At 35.3% G+C, this 25,861-nt stretch carries 18 protein-coding genes and 1 pseudogene; 8 read left to right on the top strand and 11 right to left on the bottom strand.

Annotated elements, in window-relative coordinates; all coding sequences use genetic code 11:
• Window positions 1-589: 589 nt before the first annotated feature.
• The gene (locus ACGH6S_RS10375) at window positions 590-1,888 is read left to right on the top strand and encodes a serine/threonine transporter (RefSeq protein ID WP_296302070.1); all 1,299 of its coding nucleotides are present in this window, start codon (window positions 590-592) and stop codon (window positions 1,886-1,888) included.
• Between the two features lie 288 nt (window positions 1,889-2,176).
• Entirely contained in the window at window positions 2,177-3,544 is a 1,368-nt protein-coding gene (locus tag ACGH6S_RS10370; RefSeq protein ID WP_065590662.1) for an L-serine ammonia-lyase, read from the top strand.
• Window positions 3,545-3,605: 61 nt separating this feature from the next.
• On the opposite strand, the gene ACGH6S_RS10365 is transcribed toward ACGH6S_RS10370, so the two are convergent.
• From ACGH6S_RS10365 to xerD, 5 genes are all read right to left on the bottom strand, one after another.
• Window positions 3,606-3,965, bottom strand: coding sequence for a helix-turn-helix domain-containing protein (locus tag ACGH6S_RS10365; RefSeq protein WP_065605767.1), 360 nt, complete (start codon window positions 3,963-3,965; stop codon window positions 3,606-3,608).
• Window positions 3,966-4,042: 77 nt separating this feature from the next.
• Window positions 4,043-5,422 (bottom strand): UDP-N-acetylmuramate:L-alanyl-gamma-D-glutamyl-meso-diaminopimelate ligase, encoded by a 1,380-nt coding sequence (mpl, locus tag ACGH6S_RS10360; RefSeq protein ID WP_174798973.1) that lies wholly within the window; start codon window positions 5,420-5,422, stop codon window positions 4,043-4,045.
• Window positions 5,423-5,541: 119 nt separating this feature from the next.
• Window positions 5,542-7,278 carry a single-stranded-DNA-specific exonuclease RecJ gene (gene recJ / locus ACGH6S_RS10355; protein ID WP_174798974.1) on the bottom strand — a complete coding sequence of 579 codons (1,737 nt, stop codon included), beginning with the start codon at window positions 7,276-7,278 and terminating at the stop codon, window positions 5,542-5,544.
• 82 nt (window positions 7,279-7,360) lie between these two features.
• On the bottom strand, window positions 7,361-8,059 hold the full coding sequence (dsbC, locus tag ACGH6S_RS10350) for a bifunctional protein-disulfide isomerase/oxidoreductase DsbC (RefSeq protein ID WP_085165939.1): 699 nt from the start codon (window positions 8,057-8,059) through the stop codon (window positions 7,361-7,363).
• 25 nt (window positions 8,060-8,084) lie between these two features.
• On the bottom strand, window positions 8,085-8,999 hold the full coding sequence (gene xerD / locus ACGH6S_RS10345) for a site-specific tyrosine recombinase XerD (protein ID WP_085165938.1): 915 nt from the start codon (window positions 8,997-8,999) through the stop codon (window positions 8,085-8,087).
• A gap of 283 nt (window positions 9,000-9,282) precedes the next feature.
• On the opposite strand from xerD, the gene ACGH6S_RS10340 reads away from it, so the two are divergent.
• Entirely contained in the window at window positions 9,283-9,909 is a 627-nt protein-coding gene (locus ACGH6S_RS10340) for a Pr6Pr family membrane protein (protein WP_174798975.1), read from the top strand.
• Window positions 9,906-10,556 (top strand): glutaredoxin 2, encoded by a 651-nt coding sequence (gene grxB, locus ACGH6S_RS10335; protein WP_174798976.1) that lies wholly within the window; start codon window positions 9,906-9,908, stop codon window positions 10,554-10,556. Before ACGH6S_RS10340 ends, grxB begins: the two co-directional genes overlap by 4 nt.
• A 115-nt stretch (window positions 10,557-10,671) precedes the next feature.
• Here grxB and ACGH6S_RS10330 read toward each other — a convergent pair whose 3' ends face one another.
• A complete protein-coding gene (locus ACGH6S_RS10330; RefSeq protein WP_411578806.1) occupies window positions 10,672-11,712 on the bottom strand; it encodes a tagatose 1,6-diphosphate aldolase in 1,041 nt (346 codons plus the stop codon).
• A 239-nt stretch (window positions 11,713-11,951) separates the two neighbouring features.
• Here ACGH6S_RS10330 and ACGH6S_RS10325 point away from each other — a divergent pair, with 239 nt between their 5' ends.
• Window positions 11,952-13,268, top strand: a complete 1,317-nt coding sequence (locus ACGH6S_RS10325) for an MFS transporter (RefSeq protein ID WP_202983946.1) — start codon at window positions 11,952-11,954, stop codon at window positions 13,266-13,268.
• Window positions 13,269-13,631: 363 nt separating this feature from the next.
• Here ACGH6S_RS10325 and ACGH6S_RS10320 read toward each other — a convergent pair whose 3' ends face one another.
• From ACGH6S_RS10320 to ACGH6S_RS10300, 5 genes are read right to left on the bottom strand one after another with little or no spacing between them, the layout of a single operon-like run.
• On the bottom strand, window positions 13,632-13,817 hold the full coding sequence (locus ACGH6S_RS10320) for a hypothetical protein (protein ID WP_296302064.1): 186 nt from the start codon (window positions 13,815-13,817) through the stop codon (window positions 13,632-13,634).
• Window positions 13,818-13,835: 18 nt separating this feature from the next.
• On the bottom strand, window positions 13,836-14,663 hold the full coding sequence (locus tag ACGH6S_RS10315) for a DUF6708 domain-containing protein (protein WP_411578805.1): 828 nt from the start codon (window positions 14,661-14,663) through the stop codon (window positions 13,836-13,838).
• A 16-nt stretch (window positions 14,664-14,679) separates the two neighbouring features.
• Window positions 14,680-18,693 (bottom strand): toxin VasX, encoded by a 4,014-nt coding sequence (locus ACGH6S_RS10310; RefSeq protein ID WP_411578804.1) that lies wholly within the window; start codon window positions 18,691-18,693, stop codon window positions 14,680-14,682.
• A gap of 22 nt (window positions 18,694-18,715) precedes the next feature.
• Window positions 18,716-19,645, bottom strand: coding sequence for a hypothetical protein (locus ACGH6S_RS10305; protein WP_411578803.1), 930 nt, complete (start codon window positions 19,643-19,645; stop codon window positions 18,716-18,718).
• 2 nt (window positions 19,646-19,647) lie between these two features.
• Window positions 19,648-22,152: a type VI secretion system Vgr family protein gene (locus tag ACGH6S_RS10300; RefSeq protein WP_411578802.1), complete on the bottom strand. Its 2,505-nt coding sequence runs from the start codon at window positions 22,150-22,152 to the stop codon at window positions 19,648-19,650.
• Between the two features lie 734 nt (window positions 22,153-22,886).
• Between ACGH6S_RS10300 and adhP the strand changes: the two genes are divergently transcribed.
• The 3 genes and pseudogenes from adhP to ACGH6S_RS10285 all read left to right on the top strand — a co-directional run.
• The gene (gene adhP / locus ACGH6S_RS10295) at window positions 22,887-23,921 is read left to right on the top strand and encodes an alcohol dehydrogenase AdhP (protein ID WP_174798984.1); all 1,035 of its coding nucleotides are present in this window, start codon (window positions 22,887-22,889) and stop codon (window positions 23,919-23,921) included.
• A 185-nt stretch (window positions 23,922-24,106) separates the two neighbouring features.
• The gene (locus ACGH6S_RS10290) at window positions 24,107-25,558 is read left to right on the top strand and encodes an APC family permease (RefSeq protein ID WP_174798985.1); all 1,452 of its coding nucleotides are present in this window, start codon (window positions 24,107-24,109) and stop codon (window positions 25,556-25,558) included.
• Between the two features lie 96 nt (window positions 25,559-25,654).
• A pseudogene (locus tag ACGH6S_RS10285) lies at window positions 25,655-25,861 on the top strand (transposase); the annotation flags it as partial.

The following is a 25,861-nucleotide window of genomic DNA, read 5'->3' as shown; positions in this document are numbered from 1 at the left end:
ATGGTTGTTTTTGACAGAATTATTATAACTCACATCATGCCGTCTAAAAAATAATCACGAAAGATCAACACGCCCTAATAAATTGTTCTTAAATTTTTGTTTTCTATCTTTTAAATCCTGACTTATTTGCTGATTATGCTGTAAATTATCATAAGTGCCTATGCATATTGCTTTTGGTGCTTGCGAGAAAATTTTGTTTAAACATATCTGCTGTAGCCTTGTTAGCCAAAATAAGCGTTTAATACCATAGCCCATGTTTTTATTGTCGTCACGTTTATTACTTAACGTTGAGGTTTTCTATTAATTGCTAATCGTTAGATTATATAAATATCCATTGAGTTGTTTATTAAATTTAACTGCTTTTATTTAATCTTAGTTAAATTTGAGTTAGAGCAAGTATTTTGCGCAATTTCTTTGAATCAAAATTGATATTTTAATTATTTTAAAGCTATTAGGTATCAAATTCGATGTTATTTAGTATATTGATTATATTTAATTTTTTGTTATTTATGTGATGTTGATCACTTTGTAAAAAATATTAAATTGATATCATATGCGCCAAATTTTAGATTAAGGAGTAGTAACAAAAATGAGTAAGCTAAGGACAAATGATAGCGTAACAAATGCCAATAATGAGTCAGCATTACCTAAATGGCGAAAAAGTGATACGTTATGGATGCTTAGCCTTTATGGTACAGCGATTGGTGCTGGAGTACTTTTTCTACCAATTAATGCAGGTGTCGGTGGGTTAATTCCGTTGCTGGTTATGTTGGTTCTTGCCTTTCCTATGACATTTTTTGCTCATCAAGCTTTGTGTCGATTTGTATTATCAGGTAAAAGTCGCGATGGCGATATTACCGTTGTTGTTGAAGAGGCTTTTGGGCGCACAGCAGGAAACTGGATAACTGTACTTTATTTTTTTGCAATTTACCCAATATTATTAGTATATAGCGTTGGTATTACAAATACAGTAGATAGCTTTATGGTTCATCAATTAGGAATGGAGTCATTACCACGAGCTTTACTTTCATTTGTTTTAGTTGCATTTTTAATGTCAATTGTTCACTTTGGCGAAGAACTTATTGTTAAAGTTATGTCAATATTAGTTTTTCCATTTATTGCCGTTTTAATGATTTTAGCGTTATTTTTAATTCCTGAGTGGAATGGTGAAATTTTTACCAATTTGTCTTTTGGTAGTAGTGACGGAGAACAAAGTATTTTAATGACACTTTGGTTAGTTATTCCTGTTATGGTTTTTGCATTTAATCATTCACCAATTATTTCATCTTTAGCGGTAGCTAAACGTAAAGAATATGGTGACGTTTATGCTGAACCTAAATGTACTAAAATTATTGCAGCAAGCAATATCATGATGGTTGTAACAGTGATGTTTTTTGTTTTTAGTTGTGCGCTTTGCTTGTCGCCTGCTGAACTTTTAGATGCAAAAGCTCAAAATATCTCAACGTTGTCATATTTGGCTAATCGATTTAATTCACCTGTTATTGAGTATATTGGTCCTCCAATTGCATTTATTGCAATGGCTAAATCGTTTTTAGGTCACTATCTAGGTGGTAAAGAAGGATTTAATGGTGTTGTTAATAAATTTTTGCGTAGCCGTAATAAAACAATTTCAGAAAACAAACTTGATAAATTAGCTATTGCCTTTATGTTTGTAACTGCTTGGGGGGTTGCAACATTAAATCCAAGTATTTTAGGTCTTATTGAATCACTTGGTGGCCCAATTTTAGCTGTGTTGTTGTTTTTAATGCCAATGTATGCAATTCATAAATTACCTGTACTAGCAAAATATAAAGGAAGGCTAAGTAATGTATTTATTGTTGTTATGGGATTAGTTGCAATTTCAGCCGCTATCTATAATTTATTATAAAATTTAATTAATGGGTAATTACCACTTACTTGTTTATTTATATATAAAACCTACTGGCATTCGTTGGTAGGTAAATACAGCTACTAATAAAATAATCTACCGATATAGCAAGAATTAACTATTAATAGGTATTAAAACTTATTTTCATAATCTCAAAAGTGATACCTAAGTATTAGTATGGGGTAAGTGGCAAGATGATTATTGGTTATTTTATTAGCAAAAGTTAATTCGTAAAGATATCACTAGGATAGCAGTATTAATTTATGTTTTGCATCAAAAGGGAAAAATATGAGTTCGGTATTTGAAATATTTAAAATTGGCATTGGACCTTCAAGCTCACATACAGTAGGACCAATGAGGGCAGGGAAGGCATTCATAGATCAACTAATCAGTAATAATATGATGGCATCAGTAACAAAAATTGTGGCTGATGTTTATGGCTCTTTGTCGTTAACAGGCAAAGGTCATCAAACAGATATTGCTATTATTATGGGATTAGCTGGCGAAAAACCTGATTCTGTTGATATTGATAGTATTCCAAGTGTTATCGAAAAACTTAGCCAAACTCAGCGGTTATCTATTTACAATGATCGTTATGAAATCGACTTTCCGTTGGAAAGTTGTATGGTGTTTCATTCTAAATTTTTACCATTACATGAAAATGGTATGACTTTGACTGCATATAGCGGCGATAAATTAGTTTTTCAGAAAACTTATTATTCTGTTGGCGGTGGTCAGGTTGTTGAAGAAGAGCAATTTGGTCAACAAGAGCAGGATTCAGTAAAATTCCCTTATCCATTTGCTTCAGCTGAGCAATTATTAAAACATTGTGAAGATAACTCATTATCAATTTCTAGTATTATGATGAAAAATGAGTTGCAAATACACTCTTATGAAGAAATTGAATCCTATTTTTCTCGCGTTGGGCAAACTATTTTGGAATGTATCAAACGAGGTATGAATACAGAAGGGCTATTACCAGGACCACTTAAAGTTCCTCGTCGTGCGTTTTCGTTATACCGTCAATTGTCTACCACTAAGGATAAATTTATTAGTGACCCAATGGTGATTATTGATTGGGTAAATATGTTTGCGCTTGCAGTTAGTGAGGAAAATGCAGCAGGAGGACGAGTGGTTACTGCGCCAACAAATGGTGCATGTGGTATTATACCTGCTGTGCTCGCTTATTATGATAAATTTATTAATCCAGTTACACCTGATATTTATATTCGTTTCTTTCTAACTTGTGGCGCAATAGGACAACTTTATCAAATAAATGCTTCTATTTCTGGTGCAGAAGTGGGATGTCAAGGGGAAGTTGGCGTTGCTTGTTCTATGGCTGCGGCAGGACTTGCTGAGCTTTTAGGCGGTAATCCTCAACAAGTATGCATGGCGGCAGAAATAGCAATGGAGCATAACTTAGGCTTGACTTGTGATCCAGTTGCAGGCCAAGTTCAGGTTCCTTGTATTGAGCGAAATGCCATTGCCGCAGTAAAATCGATAAATGCGACAAGAATGGCTTTAAGACGAATTACTGCTGCAAAAGTATCTTTAGATAAAGTTATTAAAACTATGTATGAAACAGGAAAGGATATGAATGCAAAATATCGAGAAACATCGCGTGGCGGGTTAGCAATTACGGTTCATTGTAATTAGGTTGTTGCTATTTTTCTGTCGAATTCGCCGATTGCAACATCGGCGAAACATTAGATTGTATTTAATGTTTCCAGTGCATGGTGTTAACTTTTGAGCGCAAAAAATCATTTTCTGTTAGTACATCTACCCGTTCAGTTTTTACTTTTCGTTGTTTTCTTTTTCGTTTTGGTTGTTCTGCTGAGGCAATATGGATAACTTCGTTATAGGCAAGTAAATTATTAAGTTGATCAAGTTCGCCTAATCCACGGAGGACGGAAATTAATGTTTGTAATGTAATTGATTCGCCTTGTTCAATACGTTTTATTGTGGCAATGCCAATTTTGGATTTTTGCGCAAGTTCTAGTTGAGATAAATTTTTCTCAATTCTGGCTAATTTTATTCTACGACATAGCATAGCAATCATGTCGGTAGTTTCATTCATGAAATATCCTTTTTTTTGATATGCCACATGATGTGGCATATATCATATTGCTATTTATATTATTTTTAGACTAGCGGTTATTGTTCTTGGTTTTTTATTTGTTTCTTCTTTAAGTTTTCTAAAATCTTTTTATGGATACCATTAAAGCCACCATTACTCATAATTAAAATTGCATCAGTTGGTTTAGCTGATTTTGTGATCATTTCAACCAATAAATCGATATCACCACTCCAGTAAGCGGGTTGAATACAAGCATCAACCACATCGGCTACTAGCCAAGGTAGTTGTTCAGGTTGGAATATAAAAATTTCATCAGCTCGACCAAGTGATGGGGCTAGTTCATCTTTAGATACCCCTAATTTCATCGTATTTGAGCGTGGTTCAAGTACGGCTAGAATGCGACGATTAGCTCCTATTTTACTGCGTAATGCTTCTAATGTGGCTAAAATTGCAGTTGGGTGGTGGGCAAAGTCATCATAGATTTCAATATTATTAACTTCGCCATAAAGTTCTAATCGTCTTTTTGCATTGACAAAAGAACCTAGTGCTAAACAAGCATCAGCAGGATCAATGCCAACATTATGGGCGGCTGCAATTGCCATTAGTGCATTATGCATATTGTGTTCGCCAACTAATGAATATTTTACTTCGCCTACTTTTTTATTGTTAAAGTAAACCGCAAAATGACTCGCATCATTATTTATACGTTGTGCTAGCCAGCCGTTTTCTGATTCTGTGAATGCTTTTTGGCTCCAACAACCTTTAGCTAATACTTGTTTTAAATTTACATCTTCTTGTGGTGAGATAATTAATCCATTGCTTGGCACTAAACGAACTAAATGGTGAAATTGTTTTTGAATAGAACTGAGATCATCAAAAATATCTGCATGATCAAATTCTAGATTATTCATGATAAGTGTTTTTGGGCAGTAATGCATGAATTTTGAACGTTTATCAAAGAACGAGCAATCATATTCATCTGCTTCAATAACAAAATAATTGCCTTCACCTAATCTTGCGGATACATCAAAATTACCCGGTACACCACCAATAACGAATCCTTGCTTGTAATCTTGCTTTTCTAAAATCCAATTGACCATACCCGCAGTTGTAGTTTTACCATGAGTTCCAGCAATAGCTATGACCCAACGATCTCGCAATACATTGTCGTGTAACCATTGAGGTGCTGAAATATAAGGAATGTTATTATCTAAAAGATATTCTACACAAGGGTTACCTCTTGATAGCGCATTGCCTATAATGACTAAATCAGGTCTTGATGTCAGTTGTGATGGATCATACCCTTCAATGATATCAATATGTTCTTTTTGTAAAAGTGTGCTCATTGGTGGGTAAACATTTTTATCTGAACCCGTTACTTTATGACCAAGAGAGCGAGCTATCAAAGCAATCCCTGCCATAAATGTGCCACAAATTCCAAGAATATGAATATGCATTTTGAATCCTTAACATTGTATAAACTTTATATTGATAGTATTGGGTAACCATTGCTTATTTGATTGGTAAACAGATGTAAATTCAGAGCAACCTTGTAATTATAATCGATTCTGATTGTTTATGCGAGAGACCATAGATGTTTAACCATTAATAATGGAGCTTGGTTACCACGAAATTCATCTACATCTAAATGGTAAACTATTTTCACATTTTTTATCGATTGATCAGGCCATAGTTGTCTATTTACATTAAAAAAGACCCCTTCAATAAGTGGACCACCGTTTTGGGGTTCTAGTACTAGTTTTAGGTGTTTGTCTGAAAATAATCGCTGTTGATGAATAATGAATTCACCGTCAAAAATGGGAGTGTAGAATCCTTCTCCCCATGGTCCTGATTCTTTTAATTGTTTGGCGATTTCGTAAGTAAGATCTTGGCTATCTATTTCACCGTCAGTTTCAATAATTGGTTCTAGCAAATCGGGTTCTAAGCGTGCATCTAAAAGTGTTTCAAAATTATTTTTAAAACGTTCTAAATCTTCTTCTCGAATAGTTAACCCAACAGCCATTGCGTGACCTCCAAAACTGATTATTAGATCAGGATTTTTTTGATTTAATTCATCAAGAAGATCGCGTAAATGAACGCCTTTAATTGAACGTCCTGAGCCCTTTAGAAAACCATCTTCTGTTGAAGCGAAAGATATGACTGGTCGATGATATTTATCTTTTAAACGTGAAGATAAGATCCCAATAATGCCTTGATGCCATTCTGGATGATGAAACACGAGTAAATTAGGAATTGTGATATTTTGTTTTTCAATTTCTTGAATAAATGATAAGGCCTCTTTATGCATCATTTGCTCAATTAACTTTCGATCACTATTGAGATTATCCAAATCCATAGCTTTGTTAATTGCTGAATCATAATTATCACAAAGTAGCAATTCAACTCCCAATGACATATTATCCATTCTACCTGCTGCATTTAATCGTGGCGCTATATAAAAAGCTAAATCGGTAGACGTAAGATTAATAGGATCTTTTTTAGATACCTGTAATAAGGCTTTGATGCCCTCACAACAATAGCCAGCTCGTATTCTGTTTATACCCTGATGAACTAAAATACGATTGTTATGATCAAGTCTAACCACGTCAGCAATAGTGCCTAAAGCAACTAGATCTAATAAATTTGCTACATTATATTCAGCTAAATTATTGTCGGAGAACCAATTTTCTTGCCGTAATTTTGCTCGTAAAGCCAGCATAAAGTAAAAAGCTACACCCACCCCAGCTAAATGCTTAGATGGAAATGTACAATTAGGTAAATTAGGATTGACTATGGCGTCGGCATTAGGTAGTAGCTCAGGGCATAAATGGTGATCAGTAATAATGACTGACAATCCTGATTGCTTAGCAAAATCGACAGCTTCAATAGCAGATATTCCGTTGTCAACGGTAATAATAAGTTGTGCATTTTGTAAAATGGCCTTTTTAACAACCGAAACACTTAATCCATATCCATCATTAAAGCGATCAGGAATGATATAATCAACAAATTGGTACCCCATATTTTTTAAGGCTCTGATGGTTAAAGCAGTACTAGTGGCACCATCAGTATCAAAATCACCAACAATCATGATTTGCTGATTATTTTTCATTACTGAATAAAGAATTTCGACCGCCTTTTTAATACCATCTAGTTTATCGTAATTGCATAGATTGCGTGTGGTGTAATCAAGATCTTGCATGCTAGTAACACCACGCAATGCATAAATCCGTTGTAATAATAACGGAATATCATCAGAAAATTCTGGAAGTACTTCAGGTAATTTGCGATGTTTTAATTTACTTTTTTTCATAATTTATATGCTAGCGCATGTTGCGCTAACATGTGTTTTCATTTTAATTTACATTTTAGTAACAATAACTACTAATTTTTATTTAGTTTTTGTGATCAAGAAATTCAATTAGTTTATCTGCAGGCACGTAACCTGAAACAAGTTGGCCGTTAGGTAAGACAATTGCAGGTGTGCCACCAATCCCTAACTTTTTACCGACGTTAAATTGTTGTGTTACATAAGGTATCATGCTGCTTGCTGGCGAAATTGTATTACCTTTGTATGCATTGTCAAATGCAGCTTTGCGATCAGCCATGCTCCAAATAGATTGCATGTTTTTGCCAACATCACTGTTAGCACCTGCACGAGGAAATGCAAAATAGTGAACTGAAATACCCGCTTCTAAATACTTATCAATATTTTCATGTAGTAGTTTACAGTAATGGCAAGTATAATCAGTAAATACTGAAATGATGTATTTTTCATTTTTAGCTTTATAAATAATGGCATCTTTTTCAATTGATTTTATTAGGCTAAGATTGATGCTGTTAGCAATGTTTTCTGGTTCATCACCTTGTAAATCAAAAATAGAGCCTTGAATTAAGTATTTACCATCTTTACTAACGTATACAATACCTTCTGGCGTGCTAACGCTTTTAAAATCTTTAATTGGACTATCAAAAATTTTTGATTCTTTGCTATCGTAACCGAATTTATCTAAAGATTTTGCAATTTCATTATTACTTGCTAATACTGAACTTGAAATTAACGCTAAGCCTAAACATATAACTAATTTTTTCATTCAATTATCCTTATTTTTGTCAATCCTATGCTCGAGGATGATGTTTACTATGTAACTGTTTTAACCTTTCTGTTGCAACATGTGTATAAATTTGTGTAGTTGATAAACTGCTATGCCCAAGCAACATTTGAACGACGCGCAAATCTGCTCCGTGATTAAGAAGATGTGTCGCAAAAGCATGTCGAAGCACATGAGGAGAAAGTGCATCAATATTTATACCGATTAGTATGGCATAATATTTAATTCGATGCCAGAAAGTCTGTCGTGTCATTTTTTTTCCTAATCGACTTGGAAAAAGCACATCAATAGGTCCATTTTTTAAAAGATCATTTCTTGCATATTTAAAATAATATTCAAGCCAATAAATTGCTTCTTCTCCAAGTGGGACTAAGCGCTCTTTATTACCTTTACCAATTACTCTTACTACACCTTGACGTAAGCTAACATCGCTAATTTCTAAATTTACTAATTCAGATACGCGTAAACCGGTGGCATAAAGTACTTCCAACATCGCTTTATCCCTAAGTTCAATGGGATCTTCTATGCTTGGCGACTCTAGTAGCGCATCGACTTGCGATTCAGTTAAGTCTTTAGGTAATTTTTTAGGAAGTTTGGGGGATGATAATACTGCAGAAGGGTCATCAGTGCGATAATTTTCTTGATATAAATACTGAAAAAAACGTTTAGTTGCACTAAGCAAACGTGCTGAACTACTTGCTTTATACCCATCTTCTACTCGTTGCATTAAAAAGTTTTGTAAATTAAGTGTTTGAGTTGTTAGGAATGTGACATTTTGTTGTTGTAAAGATTGACTTAATGCTAACAAATCAAGTTTATAAGAAGCAATGGTATTTTCAGCTAAGTTCCTTTCTAGCCACAATGAATCTAGAAAACGGTCTATTAACATTTTATTTTGGGCAGGTGTATCTTGGCTAGACATCAAAATTATCTCTACATTACGTTTATTCTTTATATTATATACTAGCTGTCAATAAGTTGCAGTTTTAGTCAATAAGTTACTTTTTATAACAGCTGTAAAAGTTTATATCGTGGGATCTTATATTTATATAACTCTTTATTAAAAATAATTTTTATACTTAAACACTATCTTTCCTGAAACTTTTTTACAGTTATTCTTCAATAAACTGATTGAGTACATTATATTTTTTTATTTTTCATTAATTGTTATATACTGGGATTCTATATATTTTTTGTACTATATTATGGTTAAGCGAAGTATTAATCTCTTTATAGCACTGTTTGCTATCGCAATTATTGCTATGGAAACTTATATTTATTGGCATACAAAGTTTCGCCCTTGGCAACCAAGTTCTTCTATAGGCCGATTAATTTATTATTATAGCTTTTTTACGGTGTTATCAAATTTGATGCTGGCATTAAGTTGTTTGTGGTTATCTGTTAACCCTAATTGTAATCGATATAGTTTTAAAGTTATTCGCTTAAATGGTTTGGCTGGTGTGATTATAACGGCTATTGTGTATAATTTAGTGTTAAGAGGTATCCATACCCCGCCTAATGCATTAATGAAAATCACTAACGAAAGTTTACATGCTGTTATACCTGCTTTGGGTTTATTAAGTTGGCTGATTTGGGGGCCATTTAGACGCATCAACGTTCATGTCATTATAGGATCAATATTATCAATGCTAGCTTATGGCATTTATATTTTTGTCCGAGGTTATTATACTAATCAATATCCATACCCTTTTATTAATGTTGTACGAATCGGTTATCCCAAAGCTTTGTATGCTTCAAGTATTGTTTTTTTATTATTTTTGGGGTTAGTTTTTTTATTATGGGCGATTGAACGCTTAAGGAAGCGAAAATGAAACTGTATATTTATGAGCATTGTCCTTTTTGTGTTAGGGCTAGAATGATTTTTGGTCTAAAAAATATACCGGTTGAAAAACAGGTATTATTGAGTGATGATTTTCAATCACCAGAGCGTATGATTGGTGAAAAAATGGTGCCTATTTTACAAAAAGATGATGGTAGCTATATGCCTGAAAGTTTAGACATTGTTGATTATGTTGATAACAATTATGGCGATAAACCCATTTTAACAGGTCCTAGATCGTCAGATATCACAGATTTAATAAAACAGTTGCAACAATATGATTATAAGTTAGTGTGTCCACGTTATATAAAACTAGGTTTAGCTGAGTTTGCGACACAAAGTGCTATCGATTCTTTTGTTAATAGTAAATCAAAAAAAATGGGATCGTTTGATGAATGTTTGATGCAAACGGATTCATTAGTGTCTGCCGTATCTGCTATATTAAATAAACTTGAGTTATTGATTGTGTCACCAGATGCATGTAATGGACAATTATCTTTAGATGATATCTGTTTGTTTCCAGTTTTACGGAATTTGACGTGTGTTAAAAGCTTAACTTTTTCATCTAAAATTAAGGATTACCTACAATCAATGGCTAAACTTAGTAAAGTTGATCTATTTTTTGATAAAGCTATTTAACAATTAAAAATACAGATCTTGCTATTTTTGTTTGATATTAAATCATAATTCTAAAACGTAGGGTAAAAAAGAACAGGAAAAATAGGAATAAACCTGTTCTTTTTTGTTTTAGCAATTAATTACCTAATTTAACATCAATCACTTCAATATTATCTTTACCACCATAGATATCGTACCAAGGTGTTGCATATTGTTTTAATATCTTATTGAGATGTTCAACATTTTCACGACCAGTTTGATCTAGCCAAAGTTTTAAACCTTCTTTGCCTCCATTAGCATAGGCCGCAACACCTTCAAACCATGTTGCTCTACCTCCAAGGATGCCGCTATATTTAGCGCCATTTTCACCGGCAAAAATAAGTTCTTGGTGGAAGGTTTTTGTTGGTACGCCAGCACTTAAATAGATAAAAGGGCGGGTTGCGACTTCACTTGCTTGTTTAAAATAGTCAGCAGCTTGTTTTTGTGTGTAAACAACTACATTGTTGTCGTTAAAGCCTTCTACATTTTTAAACAATACGGGAACTTCGACTTTTAAAATATCAATATAATACTGTTCTTTAGTAAACTCTTTTATCGTGTTGATGACTTTTTGAGGTTTCATTTTTGCAAATTCAGGACTTTTATCATCGGTTATCACATTGTCATATACAATCGGTTCAACAAATACAGGAATATCAGCAGCTCTAGCTTCATTGCCTAAACGTTCTAAAAATGCGTGTTTTTTATCTAAAATATCTTGAGGATCATCTGGATTATAATAAACCAATACTTTTGCGGCATCGGCACCTTTTTTTATTAGGCGTTGTAATGAATCCTCAGGCAAAATATCGGGTAATCGTCCTGGAGTACTAGCATCATATCCTGTTTTTTCGTATGACATGATTAATCCAGCATTGCTATTTTTAGCTGCCATGCCTTTAAAACCATATTCTTCATCTAACAATATTGCACTAACATATTTAGTTAATTCTTGAGAGACAAGTTCTTTAAATTCATACACCATATCGATATGATAACGATCTTTCCCCACAGCAGATTCCATCATTTTAACCATTGAACCGCGTTGATCGATCGCTAATGCTGCAATAATACCATCTTGGTTTGATAACTGCTGCATACGTGTAAATTTACCACGAGAAATACATTTTTTCGCCATTTTATAGCTCTCCGTTTAGTAAGATGTGTTATTGTAGTTTTTTTGTTTGGTTGTTTATTAATCATTTGTGCTAGTTTTAACGATATGCATAATTTTAATAAATTCAATTGTTATGTAGTGGCATTATGATTGAGCTAAATTATTACTTGATTCGTTATCTTCTTTTAAAAGAGCAAGTGTTAGAGTATAGTAGCTAAAAATATTAAAATGTTTGTAAACAATAATTTACAAGGATGAACATGCACAAAGTACTCCATACACCAACAAGAACTTTAAATGCTCAGGATTATAAAACGTTGTCGCTTTCTGCATTAGGTGGAGCATTAGAATTTTATGATTTTATTATTTTTGTCTTTTTTTCTATAACCATTAGTCACCTTTTTTTTCCGAATGATATGCCTGATTGGCTGAGCCAAGTACAGACCTTTGGTATTTTTGCTGCTGGATATTTAATACGCCCATTGGGTGGAATCGTTATGGCCCACTTTGGCGATCGATTTGGTCGCAAAAGGATGTTCACGCTAAGTATACTGCTTATGGCATTACCAACACTATTTATAGGTTGTTTACCTACGTATATTAATATTGGTATTTTTGCACCTTTATTGTTACTGTTTATGCGATTATGTCAAGGCCTAGCTGTAGGAGGAGAAGTTCCTGGCGCTTGGACTTTTGTATCTGAGCATGTACCGAAAAATAAAATTGGATTGGCATGTGGAATATTGACAAGCGGATTGAGCCTAGGTATTTTGCTTGGTTCGTTAGTTTCAACGGCCATGAATAAGTGCTTATCTTCGGAACAACTTATTGATTGGGGATGGCGCATACCATTTATAGTTGGCGGTGTTTTCGGATTGATTGCGATGTATTTACGTCGTTGGTTAAAAGAAACACCAATTTTTCTGGAAATGCAAAATCGTAAACAACAAGAATTAGCTAAAAAAATACCAGTACTCACTGTATTGACGGGGTATTTGCCTCAAACTATTTTATCTATGCTACTCACTTGGGTGTTGTCTGCTGGTATTATGGTTATTATGCTAATGACACCAATTTTATTACAAAAGCAATTTGGTTATTCAGCGATAGATGCGTTGCAAGGAAATATATTAGCTATCATTGGACTAATTATAAGTTGTACATTTTATGGAATGATGATGGATAAATTTGCTATGGGGAAAGTGATGTTAATAGGTTGTGTTATTGCAACTATTGTTATTGCTATTTTTTATCTATCATTAGATAACCCACATCTTTTATTTATTACTTATTCTTTAGCAGGTTTTAGTGTTGGTGTTGTAGGCTCTTTTGCTTATTTTATGGTGAGAGTGTTTCCTACCCAAATTCGTTATAGTGGTGTATCATTTTCATTTAACATGGCTTACGCTATTGCGGGCGGATTAACACCTCTGTTGATCTCCTTTTTGAGTGATTTTGTTAGCAAAATGGCACCAGCTATTTATGTTATTGGATTATTTGGATTTGGTGCATTGATTGGATTATATTTATTTATTAAGGATAACAGTCAAAAGTATATAGCTAAAGATATTGCATAATAAATGATGACCATAGAATTTTAATTATTATTTAATAATATGTTGAAATGGAAAGTATAAGAATTTATTCTTACTTTCCATTTACCTGACATACCTTATATTCAAACCAGCCAGATTTATTCATTTAAACGATATATCCAACTTATTTTGTTAAAAACTTTCAGGAAAGACTACGTTTTAGTATGGCTTATTAAATAATCAACACTATTAAATAAAATTTTGAAACAACCAAAATTTTTTAAGGGATAAGGTAAACTTATCGCAACTAAGAAAGGATCTAATATAAATAAGATTAAATGCAAAAAACGAACATTCAATGATGATTTTAAACATCAAATGGTCAGTCTTTATCAACATGGTAAATCACGTAGTGAAATCGTTGCAGAATATGATTTGATAGCTACTTACTAGATCATAAGCAAAGGTGCCCGCTACCCATGTTGTGACCGTTAGGTGGCTATCTGACTGGTTAGGATCGGTTTTTTTCACTTCGATTTCTTCAATATCGGTAAAATGGGCTTGCCATAATTCTTTGCCCATTTTTGCCAAACTACAACAGCTTTTGGGCTATTCCGTTATATTGTGCCGTTGTTTGATTTCAGCTAACTCTTCTTGAGATGTGGCATTAAACGCTTCAACCATCCATTCGGGCCAGCCTTGTCCTTTAATGATTTTTTCTTTAAATTGGGTTTCTTGTTCCCATTTGTATTTGCCGTCGTTTAGACCTGCTAATTTGTTAGCGCACATAAAGTTATTGACCCAACCCCAAACCAAATAACTACCTATGCCGCCACGTAATGGGTCTAATAATATATGGTCAATTGTTTTATGGGTATGAGGTTTGCACACCATTAATATGGTGGTGTTGAGTGAAGAGCGTGAAAAGTTATGTACCACTACCCCTTGTAAATGTGCCCAGTCATATTCTTTTATGCGTTTTTTATTAGGATGCAAAAAGGTTAGCGGATTACGTAACACTTTAAAATTAAAAAAATAGCTTTCATTGATATACACTTTACCCGTTTTACGGTTAAAAATAATGGGGCTACCTCGGCGTGTAAAAAGGTTTTGATAGAATTCAGGGATAATAAATATATATAAAGCAACTAAAGAAGCAATTAATATCACGATGAAATTAATCATCAAGAAAGTTTCTTTTCTTAATGCTAATTCTAAAATTAAATTTATAGATAAGTAGATTAATGGTATTGAAAGGACAAAAAGAACAAAAAGCATGGATAAGTAAAATATTTGATCTGATAAAGTTTTACGAATAAAAGCACAGTAGTTATCATTGGCATATAGAAGACGCTGATCCGCCCCCGTTAAATAGTTACCGCCTTTTTCTAAATCGCTTATCCAACCAAAAATTTGGGGTTGATATTGTGATGGCATTGTTCTGTTCCTTATTTTAAATTTTATTGTTTTTAGTCACGATTAATGGCACGTCTTCACGGTTATTGTATTGAATAATAATTTGATATTTTACAATATTAAACACACCTATCGTGCCAGCGATCCATTTATTGATAATGAGCCCATTTTGAACAGGCTTGTCGCTATTGGTTATTGTTTTATCAGTAAGATGATTAGCCGATGTGGTTAAAGTAAATTCGTCTGGCTCGTCAATTTTGCTATAATCGGGTATTGGGAGCCTAGTCAGTATATCGATATTACGATCGTACTTTTCGAAATAGGCTTTTTTATCCGTCCAAATAAGATTTAGGTCACCATAGTTTTTGCTGATGGCTAATAACGCTATTTGTTGCGAGGTGATACGGTATTTTAGATCGATATATTTTTCGGGTAGTGGGTCTGGCTCGCTTTTTAGATTTGGGTAATCATTAATAAATAAGCGAATCATGGCGATTGCAGTTTCATTTTGATTGTATTTGGCAAAATCGGGAATATCCAAATAAAAATAGATATGCCGTTGAAATTGATTTGGGGCATCGGGCATTGGTGTTGATGATGGTGCATGATATAGCGGTTTTAAACGAATAAAGGTTTGAATATTATAGACTATAATCGCATAGTCGTTGAGCGCTAAGCCAAAACCCGCGTGAGTGCTGTATTCATCTTCGTGATAGGCTTGATAGCCTAAATAATCCAATTCTTCTTGCTTACCAAAGCAACAACGGTTTAACCAGTGCTGAATAGCAGTATAGTTATCGTACTTTTTACTAAACATAATCGCAATTGAACCACCAATCATTAAAATAGCCCCCACAATCACAGTTATCCATGAACCTGCTAATGCTACTATAACAGCACCAAAACCTAATGCAATAGAACCACCGACCCTCATTTGAAAATATAAGTTATCCTCCATATTCATCATATCAAACGAGCTTTTTAACTCGCCAATCGCTTCTAATACCGTGATTGCCGCTGTTGCTCCGGCAACGGTTTTAGAAATTATGGAATTGAACCTAAGCTTAGCTTCTATTTTTGTTACATCTTTACCTGCTTTAATCGCTTCAGCCATTTGCATATTGAGTTTGATATTTTTATATTGGCTACTTAGATCGATACCGGTTAGTACCAGTGACACCAGATCTTTAAGCATTTGCCCTTTTAGTTCGGTTTCACCGTTACCTTCTTTCACTTCATCCCATTCTTTAAGCATATCGCTAATGTTTATTAGGGTAAGGGTGCCTAATATACCGCTCACCGCAAGATTGATACCAAAAGTTATTTTTCCCGTTTTGACGTTTTGATTAGCGGTTTGTAAGTCTATCTCATTATAGATACGTTCTAATTCATGTTGCGCTATGTCTATTATGCCTCCTGCTTTTGATATTTTTTCGTTTATTTTAGCTTTAGCTCGCTCTAGGGCTTTATCACTGATTTTGCGTAATTTATCAGTGATTGACGCTTTGCCTTGATTGACTTTTTCTATGTTTTCAAGCAGTGTTTTTTGTTTATGGATTAATTTGAAATAATCTTTATACTTTTGCTCCATAAATTGTTTTAAGCTGTATGGGCTTAATGTGCCATTAGTGCCGTTGATAAAGTCAACAAACAAGGCTTTACTGGCTTTATCAGGAAAGCACAGAGTAAATTTCGCTTTTTGCATTTTGCCCGAGTCTGTTTTAATTGGCTTTTCATCAATATCAAAACTTTCTAAAAAGGCAAGCTCGTGCGGGTGATAGACACCACGATGATAAAAACCGCGATGCATTTGGGTTAATAGATTTTGAATTTTTACGATATTTTCTGGTCTAATCTGCACGTTTATTTCAACCGGTAGTGCCCCTAGTCTGGCAAGTTCATCAAATGCATTAAGCCGCATCCAGTGCGATTTTATCGGTTTAAGTAAGGTGTCTTTAGCCAGTGTTGCCTGTTTTTTGAGTGCCGTGCGGTTAAGTAAACTTTCACTATATTTGGTTGATGCGTGAGTTTGTTGTGTTGAATTAGCAAGGTTTGATAATTCTTTATTTACTGCTTCAAGGCTTTTATTTAATTCCCTATTCTTAGTTTCATAAGCCTTTTTTTCGCGCCTGAGTTTTTCTTGTGCGACAGGATCACTCACTGGAATTTGTTTTTTTTGTTGTTCAAGCTCGTCAATTTTTTGTTTATTTTGTTCAATTTTAGCTTCTAGCTCGGCTTTGTTTTTTTCTAATACACTTTTTTTATCGTTTAGATCTTTATCCCCCTTTTTTTCTGCAATTGTTGTAGAAACTGTACCAATAAACTCCGTTGCTTTTGATAACCAATCCTTTGGTGTTATCAATTCGTTAGTTTTTAAGTCTACATAGACCTTTTCGTCACGATCTATTCCTTTAGAGTTGTTATATTCGGTGATGTAATAGATACTTTCAGGATTACTGAGCAGCTCATCCCATAGGGCACTGTCTTGATCGAGTTTAATTTCGGAATGAGTGGTATCGACTAAAATAGATCCAATTTCTGATGCGTGCGCCAATCGCGTCGTTTCGGTGCTAAAATCAAATTCACGTTGCCAAAAATGATTGGTGTTAACGCTTTTGGGTTTGGTTTTGCTAAATTGCGAGACAATGCCTTGTTTACCAAATAACCAACGTAAATAGGTAAAGTAGTCCTGCGACCACTCTTTATGATAATCAACTACTTCTTTATAGGCTGTTTCTAATTTCCCTTTGAAGGTATCAACTTTACCTTGATCTACACAGCTATCAAAATCATTCAGTACTTTGGTTTTATCTTCGCTCAATTTGCCGATTTTTTGGTGCATTCTCGCAGATGTTGGAATACCATTATAGCCGATGGTGTCATTGCCTGAATTTTTTACTTTTTTTATTTCTTCTTTTACGCGAGCGATTTCACGATCAAACGAAGTTACAATTGAAGTTCGGTACTGATCCATTAACTGTAAAATTACCCGCTTTTTAAACATGTCAGGTTGATAATAATTAAATTGATTTTTCAATACCGGGTTGATCGTCTGGATCATGTTTTTTGCTCGTTGTTCATAGATTTTGGTTGCTTTATCTAAATCGTCAAAACCATCGATTAATTCTTCTGCTAAATTCACTTCTTCTGTAGTTAATGGTTTTTCGTTAAACATATGCAGGTGCGATATCCGTTGGGTGTTAAGTTCTTCGGCGATACCGAAGGTGTCTTCTAGTACTACACCACAAGATATTGGCCTATTGCCCTGATATAGAAGGTTTGCGTGATTTGCAAATTTTTGCCTTTGGTTTTTTAAGCTGGTAAAGGGATGTGCTGATTTGAAATTCTCCAGACCTCGCTCTCCAAAACGAAACTCAAGCACTTTGCTTTTATCATTATCATCATGTTCATGACTATAACCAAAAATATCTTTAAACGGTACCGCTCGTTTGCCCGTTGCCTCAGACGGTGAGTCTTTGAGTTTTTGTATATCAATTTTGGTAAAACGCGATAACACTTGGCTATCTTGTTCTTTTAGGTAATCGTCTAGGGTCTTTTTAGGCCAAGGTTGTGAAGAATAAGCCACCCAAGCTTGCGTAAATTCCTTATTATTAAGATTAATAAACGAGGCTGGAATGGTGTGGCAAGCATCTTTACACGCTTTTGATATGGGTCTTGGCTCGGTATTAGTTAGTTCAAGGAAGTTTTTTAATCTTAGTGCGCCGTCAATGCATTCATACACATGAAGTATTCGGCTCTCAATATCATCACCTTGTTGTTGCATCACATAGACATAACCGTTACGCAAAGTGCGAAGTACATAGTCATAATATTTTAATGCTTCATCTGGCATGCGTTGTTTAAAATCTAATGTTTTAGTATAATTCGCCAGTTCTTGATAAGTCTGGTTAACCTGTTTAATTTTATTGAATTTTGTTTTTATCACGGCTTGACGCAATAAAAAGACCGGTAATCCTGTTCGTTCACAGGCAAGGCAATGACCTGCTGCTTCATCTTTATTTTCTATGGCGGTGTTTGCTGTTTTTTTCATCTTACACTCTTTAATGCTTGTCTTATTCGTTAATAGAAAGTAATTGGCTTTCAAGGTTAATATTGGCGTCAATAACGTGTTTTGACAATGTGCTCGGTGCTTTTTGCGCTTTGGCAATTTGCTCAAGTACTTTAGGATGCTGAGTAAAAGCAGTTTGGTACCTTAAGCCATTTAATCCCCAAAATAAGATATCGGTAGCTTCAGTTAAACCTAATTGATAAGCTTGCTCAACCAGTTGCGTTGATTGCAAAATGACTTGGTTATGGAGTGGTAAATTTTTTTGCTCATCAAATTGCATTCGATTATTTGCCCATGCCTTAACAAGAGTCCGAATCATTCTTAAGCTTTTTAAGCGCTGACAATAATGAGTGCTCCAACGGTCTTGCGTTTCAAGTTCACTATCGGCCGTGAAACGAATAAACTGCCCAGCATGAATGGATGGGTAATAATAGTTTTCAATTTGAGCAAATTGCGATTTTAGCCATGCGGTGTCTTGGTTGGTAGCAACTTCGTGCAAAAATTGCATGCGAAACGGTTCAAAGAAAGGATAATAAGGCTGTTGCAATATTTTAGCGATGTTATTACCTATAGTTATCAGCTGTTTTGCCAATATCGACGGTTTAAGGGGGCTAACAATATAAGCGCAAATATAACGCTTTGACCAAAAACATTCGATTTCAGCCTGTTTACCAATTTCATCAAGGATGGGACTGTCTAAAAATTCATTTGGTTCTGCAAGTTTAACCAGTGTTGGGCATATGTTTGGATCATAATCTAAATCGGTGCGTAATACCTGAGTTAGTTTCTTTTCACCAAATTGTTTATCTTCACCAAACAGATTCAATAATGAATCGTGTGACAATGGGTTTATTGAATTAAGTGCCACTAAATTATCGACTAGTAAATAGCGATATTTGTTAAAGTTATTTTGATTATTTAATTCAGTAATCATTTTTAATCCGTTTCTGCGCAGCGTTTTACATTCAGTTCACTTGAATTTAATCTAATTGTTTTAGATTGGGTTGCCGGTCCCATCTTTTGCAATACATTACATTTAAGATAGATATTATCCTGTGTGCCAAGTTCGATGCCTTCACTGCTGATTTTGATATAAGAGCCACCGCAGATAAGGGTGAGATTGTCTTTGGCGGTAATGGTGACTTTACCATCCACACTATCAACTTTAACATCTTGCTTGGCAGCCATATTAAGGTTGGCGTTTTGGGCTTGCACCTCGATATCACCTTGGTTGGCAAATAGTTTCATCCCTGATTTTTGGGCAAATAAACCCATCGCTTCAGCCGATGATAGGGTGATGTTGTTTAAAGCGTTAATATCGGTTTGGTTTTCACTGGTTAAGGTGAGGCTGTTAGCTGTTGTCAGTTGAATATTTTCAGGACTAGTTAGGGCGATGCCTTCTTGCGCATAGGCTAGTAAGCCACTTTGGGTTAGCTGAGTTAAGTTGGCTTTAAGTTGCTCTTGGCTGTCGGTATCGGCGCTGTGCGCTTCGGACTGGGTGGCGGCATTTTGTAGCGCTTTAGCAATGGAGAGGGCATTCTCAATTTGGGCAATGGCCGCTTGCATATCGAGCTGTTTGCCTTGCGCTTTGGGCTGGGTTTGCGTGGTTAAATATAAGCCTCTATTGGCGGCAATCGCACCCCATTCATCGGTGCGCAGTTCAAAACCTTCACCGCGGAGTTGTTTTTTTTCGTTAACTAAGTGACCGATATTAAGTTGAGTTTTTCCGTATTCGGTAGCCAGTTTGATATGCTCTTGCCCTCGTTTATCATCCATGCGCAGTTTGTTATTAGCTGGCGTGCGAATGACATTGCGGTGTTTGTTGATGGTGGTGATAGGGTCAGGGTGAGCGCTGTCATGCATTGCATGAGCGATATACGGCCTATCGGGGTTGCCCTGCATAAAGGCGATGGCCACTTCAGTGCCATCAATTAACGGGAAGTGAAAACCATAGGTGTTGCCTGAATAAGGTTTGGCTAAGCGTACCCACAAGCTTTCCGTGCCACTTTTCCATTGTTTCAGGTCAACATTAAATTTAACCCGATAGCGTCCTTGCGGGTCGATATAGCCATAGGTGTCATGGTTGGGACTGGTGACACGGGCAGGTAATGTGCCACTGACTTGTGGCCAGCGTATGGGCGCAGGGCGATAGGGTTTTAAAGCTTGATAGGGAATGGCGGTAAAGGTGAGTTCATAGGCATCAGTGCGATTACCTTGCCCCTGTACACTTAAAATAATCACCCCGTCATTGATATCTGCCAGCGGACTGCCATTGATGTTAATCCATTGACCGGGAGCAAGGTTATAGTGGTTACTCTTGCCTTTGAGGATAATTTTCTGGCTAATAGCCTGTTCATGGCGAATACGCGCATACCATTGACCGCTTTCAATCTGATTATCGTCATGCCTGTTATTCTCATTAGGATTATTGCCGTTATCACGATTATCATTATTAATATTGTTATCATCATCGTTATTATCGCCACTATTTTGCGGGTTTTCTTGGCCGTTGCTATCTAAGCCTTTATAGTGCTCGGCATAACGGTAGTCAGTGCCATAGGTGGTAAGGTCTTTGGGTTGGGTATTAATCTCGCCCTGTAAATCGGCTAGGGCATCGCGGTAGTTATAGTCTTGTACCTTGACTGAGGAGACCACCACTTCGCTATGCAAGCTGATATCCCACACACTTTCAACGCCCGTATCTGCCATGCCACTGGGCGGTTTATAGTCGATATCAGCGACCTGCGCATAGCCTTGCTCATAATCACTTAACACCATTACATCACAGTTGTGCTCAGCGTGCGTTTCAAAGCGAAACCAGATACCGACATCGGCCAATAAGCGTTGAATAAATTCAAGGTCACTTTCTTGCCACTGCGTAATAAACTCCCGCTCAGGGTAGCTATCTTTTAGTTCTAGACGGTAATCAATGCCTGTCAAACCATGACTGCGTAGTACTTCTTCAACCACACTGACCACGCTTTGATTTTGAAATATGGCATTATGTTGCCCCACAGCCAACCGTGCTAAGCACGAAGATAACACCACTTGATAATGGGCTTCATCTTTATTGACCGATAACTGACTAAACTCAGTAATCACCCCATGCAAGGTGCGTTTATTACTCAACGTGGGCAAGTCACTTAATGAGCGGATAGCGGAAGTTAATGGTTTGTTGATAACAGGATTAAAGGAGAAGGTCGATTTTTGATTAAGAAAGGAATCAGGCGATAAGGTTTTATCAGTACAGGTAAAAGTAATCACATAACGCCAAGGCTGGTTTAACGACTCATCACCATCAATATGCAAAACCGAAATCGGCGCCCCCAGCCCGTCAACCGTTAAGGTATAGCGATTATGGCTAACCCCACTCAAACCCGCCATTAAATCACTAAACCCGTCACCGAGTTGACTTAAAAGACGATTAAGTTCGTTTGACATTTTTCCTCCTTATTATTCCTAAAATTCATACCCTCTATTTTTGATTATGTTATTGGTTTATCGCGATATCATTGTTTTTATGTTGACTATTTTCAGCCTAAACGATAATTCAAACAGAGTATAAACTATTCTAACGTAAAATTTAACCTTTTTAATCAATGTCTTTGTTTAATATTAATAATTTTAGTTAGTTAAACCAGTATGTGATAGTGGCTTAACCTTTTTATTGAATAAATGATTTAAGCAACGTTATGCTTTATCGATGAAAATTTTTAACTTATTAAATTTAAAATAATTTTATGCTGAAACGGTATAGAATCCTGAATTATTTTTGCAAAAAATATAATCTAAAATATAGGTTTTGTTATTGCCTTTAGCTTGCAGTCTTAATTTATCTTCAATGGATTTTACAATTTTGACCAAACGTTTAATACCATAACAGATGATTATTTTTTCTTTATGATATCAGCGATATATTGCTTGTCTGTAATAAGGCGTTAGTTTTGTTGTTCATGTATATCTATTACAGTCGTTTCTCAAATTACTGTAAACAATGTTAGGAATTCCTACACCTCATTTTGTTAAAAAGTTTCAGGAAAGACTACGTTTTAGTATAGTTTATTAAGTAATCAATGCTATTTAATAAAATTGTGAAATAACTCAAATTTTTTAAGTGGGATTAGGTTAAAATAAAACCAATGATATTTTAATTTTAAAATTTCCTAGGAGAAAAAATGAAAGCAGCAGTTATTAAGCAAGAGTGCGATGGTCAAGTCGAAATCAAAGATATTCCTATTCGTCCTTTAGAAGCAGGGGAGGCCTTAGTTGATGTTGAATATTGTGGCCTTTGTCATACTGATCTTCATGTTGCAGCTGGCGATTTTGGTAAAAAACCAGGTCGTATTATTGGACATGAAGGTGTAGGAATTGTGATTAAAGTTGCCCCAGATGTAAAAAGCTTAAAAGTTGGTGATCGGGTTAGTATTGCTTGGTTCCATGCTGGTTGTGGTACTTGTGAATATTGTATTTCTGGGCAAGAAACGTTTTGTCGTAATGCATTAAACTCTGGATATACTGTTGATGGAGGCATGGCAGAGCAGTGCATTGTTAAAGCTGATTATGCGGTTAAAGTGCCAGAAGGGCTCGATCCAGCACAAGCAACAAGTGTAACTTGTGCTGGTGTGACTACCTATAAAGGTATTAAAGTGGCTGCTACTAACCCAGGACAATGGCTTGCAGTATTTGGGATTGGCGGTTTGGGAACACTTGCTGTTGAATATGGTAAAAAAGTGTTTAATAATAAAGTGGTTGCTATTAGTAACAGCGATAGCCAATTAGAATTATGTAAAACACTAGGTGCTGATTTGGTCGTTAATCCTAAAAAAGTTGAGGATGTGGGCGTTTATATTAAAGAACACACAGGAGGGGGAGTGCACGGTGCTGTTGTAACTTCTGTGACTAAAACAGCATTCAATCAGGCCATCAATTCAGTGCGACCTTTAGGGCGTGTGGTCGCCTTAGGTTTGCCTTCAGAAAATATGGATTTAAGTATTCCTAAAACCGTGTTAGATGGTATTCAAGTTTTAGGTTCATTGGTTGGAACTCGTGAAGATTTAGCAGAAGCATTTCAGTTTAGTGCAGAAGGAAAGGTCGTGCCGATAGTTGAAAAAAGACCGTTGGAAGATATCAATGATATGATCGACGAAATGAAAGCAGGTAAAATTCGAGGCCGTATGGTTGTTGATATGAAAATGCAGAAGTCTAAATAAATTAACCTTATTTGTAATTCAAAAAGCTGGCTATATGCTGGCTTTTTTTATAAATCAAAAAATTATTCATTTGATTTATCTAGGTTTTTATGTGGATAATGTTAATCTTTTCTTGTTTTTTATAAATAAATCCCTATCATAATCAAATTTTGCTAATTAATTTTATATGTTTCAAGAGGAACTTCATGGCAGATCATAATTTAGAGAATAACTTGCGCAAGGATCTTGGTTTAGTTTCTGCATTATCACTAGTCGTTGGAATGGTTTTAGGTGCAGGAGCTTTTATGAAACCTCCTGCTGTGTTAGAAGTTGCTGGTGATTATAATTTTGCGTTGCTAGCTTGGGTAATAGGTGGTGTATTTTCTATTTGTGGTGGTTTAACTCTTTGTGAACTAGGAGTCATGTTTCCTCGAACTGGTGGAATGTTAGTATATTTAGAAAAAATCTATGGTGCGAAAGTTTCTCACCTTTATGGTTGGATGATAACTGTCTTATTTGCGCCTTCACTTATTGGAGCACTAGTCGGGTATTTTAGCTCAGTATTTTGCTTATTATTTCATATCAATGATGCTTATCGAATGGCCGTGAGTGCTGGCGTTTTAGTGTTTATTGCAACAATCAATGCAGTTGGCGTTAAACAAGCAGGTTATTTGCAAACCATTGCCACTATATGCAAACTCATTCCAATACTATTATTAGCTATATTTGGATTATGGAAAGGTAGTGGACAAGTGGTATTGTTCAGTGCTAGTGGGCAAGGGATTGAAAGCTATGCGCCTTTTGCTGTTGCTATTTTAGCTACTTTATTTGCGTATGACGGTTGGGCGCAAGTCGCATCGGTAGCTGGTGAAATTCGTAATCCGTCGAAAGTTTTACCCCAAGCCATAATTTTAGGTATAATCTTCCTTGTTGTAGTTTATGCTTGTATTAATATTGCATTATTCAAAATTTTTCCTGTTAAAGAAATGGTATCACTAGGACATGATGCTTCAGCGGTTGCTTCACAGCGGATGTTTGGGCATTTTGGTGGTAATTTAGTTGCAGTTGGTATTATGATTTCCATCTTAGGCGGCATTAATGGCTATATTATGACGCTATCTCGCACAATTTTTAGCATGGGAGAACGAGGGACTATCATTGGTGCACGTTATTTAAGTACTATTGATGAAGAAAGTCGCTCACCAATTAATGCGATTATCGTTTTAGTTATTTTTTCTTTCCTTTATTCAGTGTTACTCGATGCTGATCGTCTATCTGAAATATCGATGTTTTCCATATGGGTATTTTATTTATTAACTTTCATTGGTGTAATAATTGCTCGAAGAAAATACCCGAATGTGACTAGAACTTATAAAGTAATTGGTTATCCGATTATTCCTATCATCGCTATGTTAGGTGCAATATATGTTATTTACGGAATGTTAATTTATCAAACCGTAAATGGTATAGCTTCAATAGTGGTCACCTTAATTGGTTTGCCTGTGTATTACTATTATCATATAAGAAATAAAAATAAAGCGCTATCACTTGGTGAAATGAAAAAATATGATACTAGCACTAAATATATGATCGTTACGGTTTCAATAAGTATCATTTTGGGATTAATTGTTTATGGTTATATCGTTAGTGGCAAATGATAAGAATAGGGAGTGTTGAACTTTCGTGATTATTTTTTATACGGCATGATGTGAGTTATAATAATTCTGCAAAAAACAGCCATAACTCGATTCATCATGCCAAGAACAATGCTAACAGATAAACGGTGGGAAAAGATACAACAAATAATGAAAAATACTGGCCCGGATTTATAATAAATCCGATCACCGGATGACGTTTGAAGGGATCCTTTTCCGAATGAGAACAGGTATTCCTTGGCGAGATTTGCCAGAAGAGTTTGGTGAATGGAGCACCGTCTATAGACGATTTAATTTGTGGTCTAA

It is taken from the genome of Gilliamella sp. BG3, assembly GCF_046635605.1.
GTDB classification, from domain to species: domain Bacteria; phylum Pseudomonadota; class Gammaproteobacteria; order Enterobacterales; family Orbaceae; genus Gilliamella; species Gilliamella bombi.
The sequence above is the reverse complement of the archived record's forward strand: the minus strand, read 5'-3'. Positions and strand labels throughout refer to the sequence as shown.

What these genes read in the sequence shown, in the direction of transcription:
- ACGH6S_RS10365 (WP_065605767.1), bottom strand. Translation starts at nt 3,965, where the DNA reads ATGAATGAAACTACCGACATGATTGCTATGCTATGTCGTAGAATAAAA.
- ACGH6S_RS10370 (WP_065590662.1), top strand. Translation starts at nt 2,177, where the DNA reads ATGAGTTCGGTATTTGAAATATTTAAAATTGGCATTGGACCTTCAAGC.
- ACGH6S_RS10305 (WP_411578803.1), bottom strand. Translation starts at nt 19,645, where the DNA reads ATGATTACTGAATTAAATAATCAAAATAACTTTAACAAATATCGCTAT.
- adhP (WP_174798984.1), top strand. Translation starts at nt 22,887, where the DNA reads ATGAAAGCAGCAGTTATTAAGCAAGAGTGCGATGGTCAAGTCGAAATC.
- ACGH6S_RS10325 (WP_202983946.1), top strand. Translation starts at nt 11,952, where the DNA reads ATGCACAAAGTACTCCATACACCAACAAGAACTTTAAATGCTCAGGAT.
- grxB (WP_174798976.1), top strand. Translation starts at nt 9,906, where the DNA reads ATGAAACTGTATATTTATGAGCATTGTCCTTTTTGTGTTAGGGCTAGA.
- recJ (WP_174798974.1), bottom strand. Translation starts at nt 7,278, where the DNA reads ATGAAAAAAAGTAAATTAAAACATCGCAAATTACCTGAAGTACTTCCA.
- ACGH6S_RS10330 (WP_411578806.1), bottom strand. Translation starts at nt 11,712, where the DNA reads ATGGCGAAAAAATGTATTTCTCGTGGTAAATTTACACGTATGCAGCAG.
- ACGH6S_RS10340 (WP_174798975.1), top strand. Translation starts at nt 9,283, where the DNA reads ATGGTTAAGCGAAGTATTAATCTCTTTATAGCACTGTTTGCTATCGCA.
- xerD (WP_085165938.1), bottom strand. Translation starts at nt 8,999, where the DNA reads ATGTCTAGCCAAGATACACCTGCCCAAAATAAAATGTTAATAGACCGT.
- ACGH6S_RS10310 (WP_411578804.1), bottom strand. Translation starts at nt 18,693, where the DNA reads ATGAAAAAAACAGCAAACACCGCCATAGAAAATAAAGATGAAGCAGCA.
- mpl (WP_174798973.1), bottom strand. Translation starts at nt 5,422, where the DNA reads ATGCATATTCATATTCTTGGAATTTGTGGCACATTTATGGCAGGGATT.
- ACGH6S_RS10300 (WP_411578802.1), bottom strand. Translation starts at nt 22,152, where the DNA reads ATGTCAAACGAACTTAATCGTCTTTTAAGTCAACTCGGTGACGGGTTT.
- dsbC (WP_085165939.1), bottom strand. Translation starts at nt 8,059, where the DNA reads ATGAAAAAATTAGTTATATGTTTAGGCTTAGCGTTAATTTCAAGTTCA.
- ACGH6S_RS10375 (WP_296302070.1), top strand. Translation starts at nt 590, where the DNA reads ATGAGTAAGCTAAGGACAAATGATAGCGTAACAAATGCCAATAATGAG.
- ACGH6S_RS10315 (WP_411578805.1), bottom strand. Translation starts at nt 14,663, where the DNA reads ATGCCATCACAATATCAACCCCAAATTTTTGGTTGGATAAGCGATTTA.
- ACGH6S_RS10290 (WP_174798985.1), top strand. Translation starts at nt 24,107, where the DNA reads ATGGCAGATCATAATTTAGAGAATAACTTGCGCAAGGATCTTGGTTTA.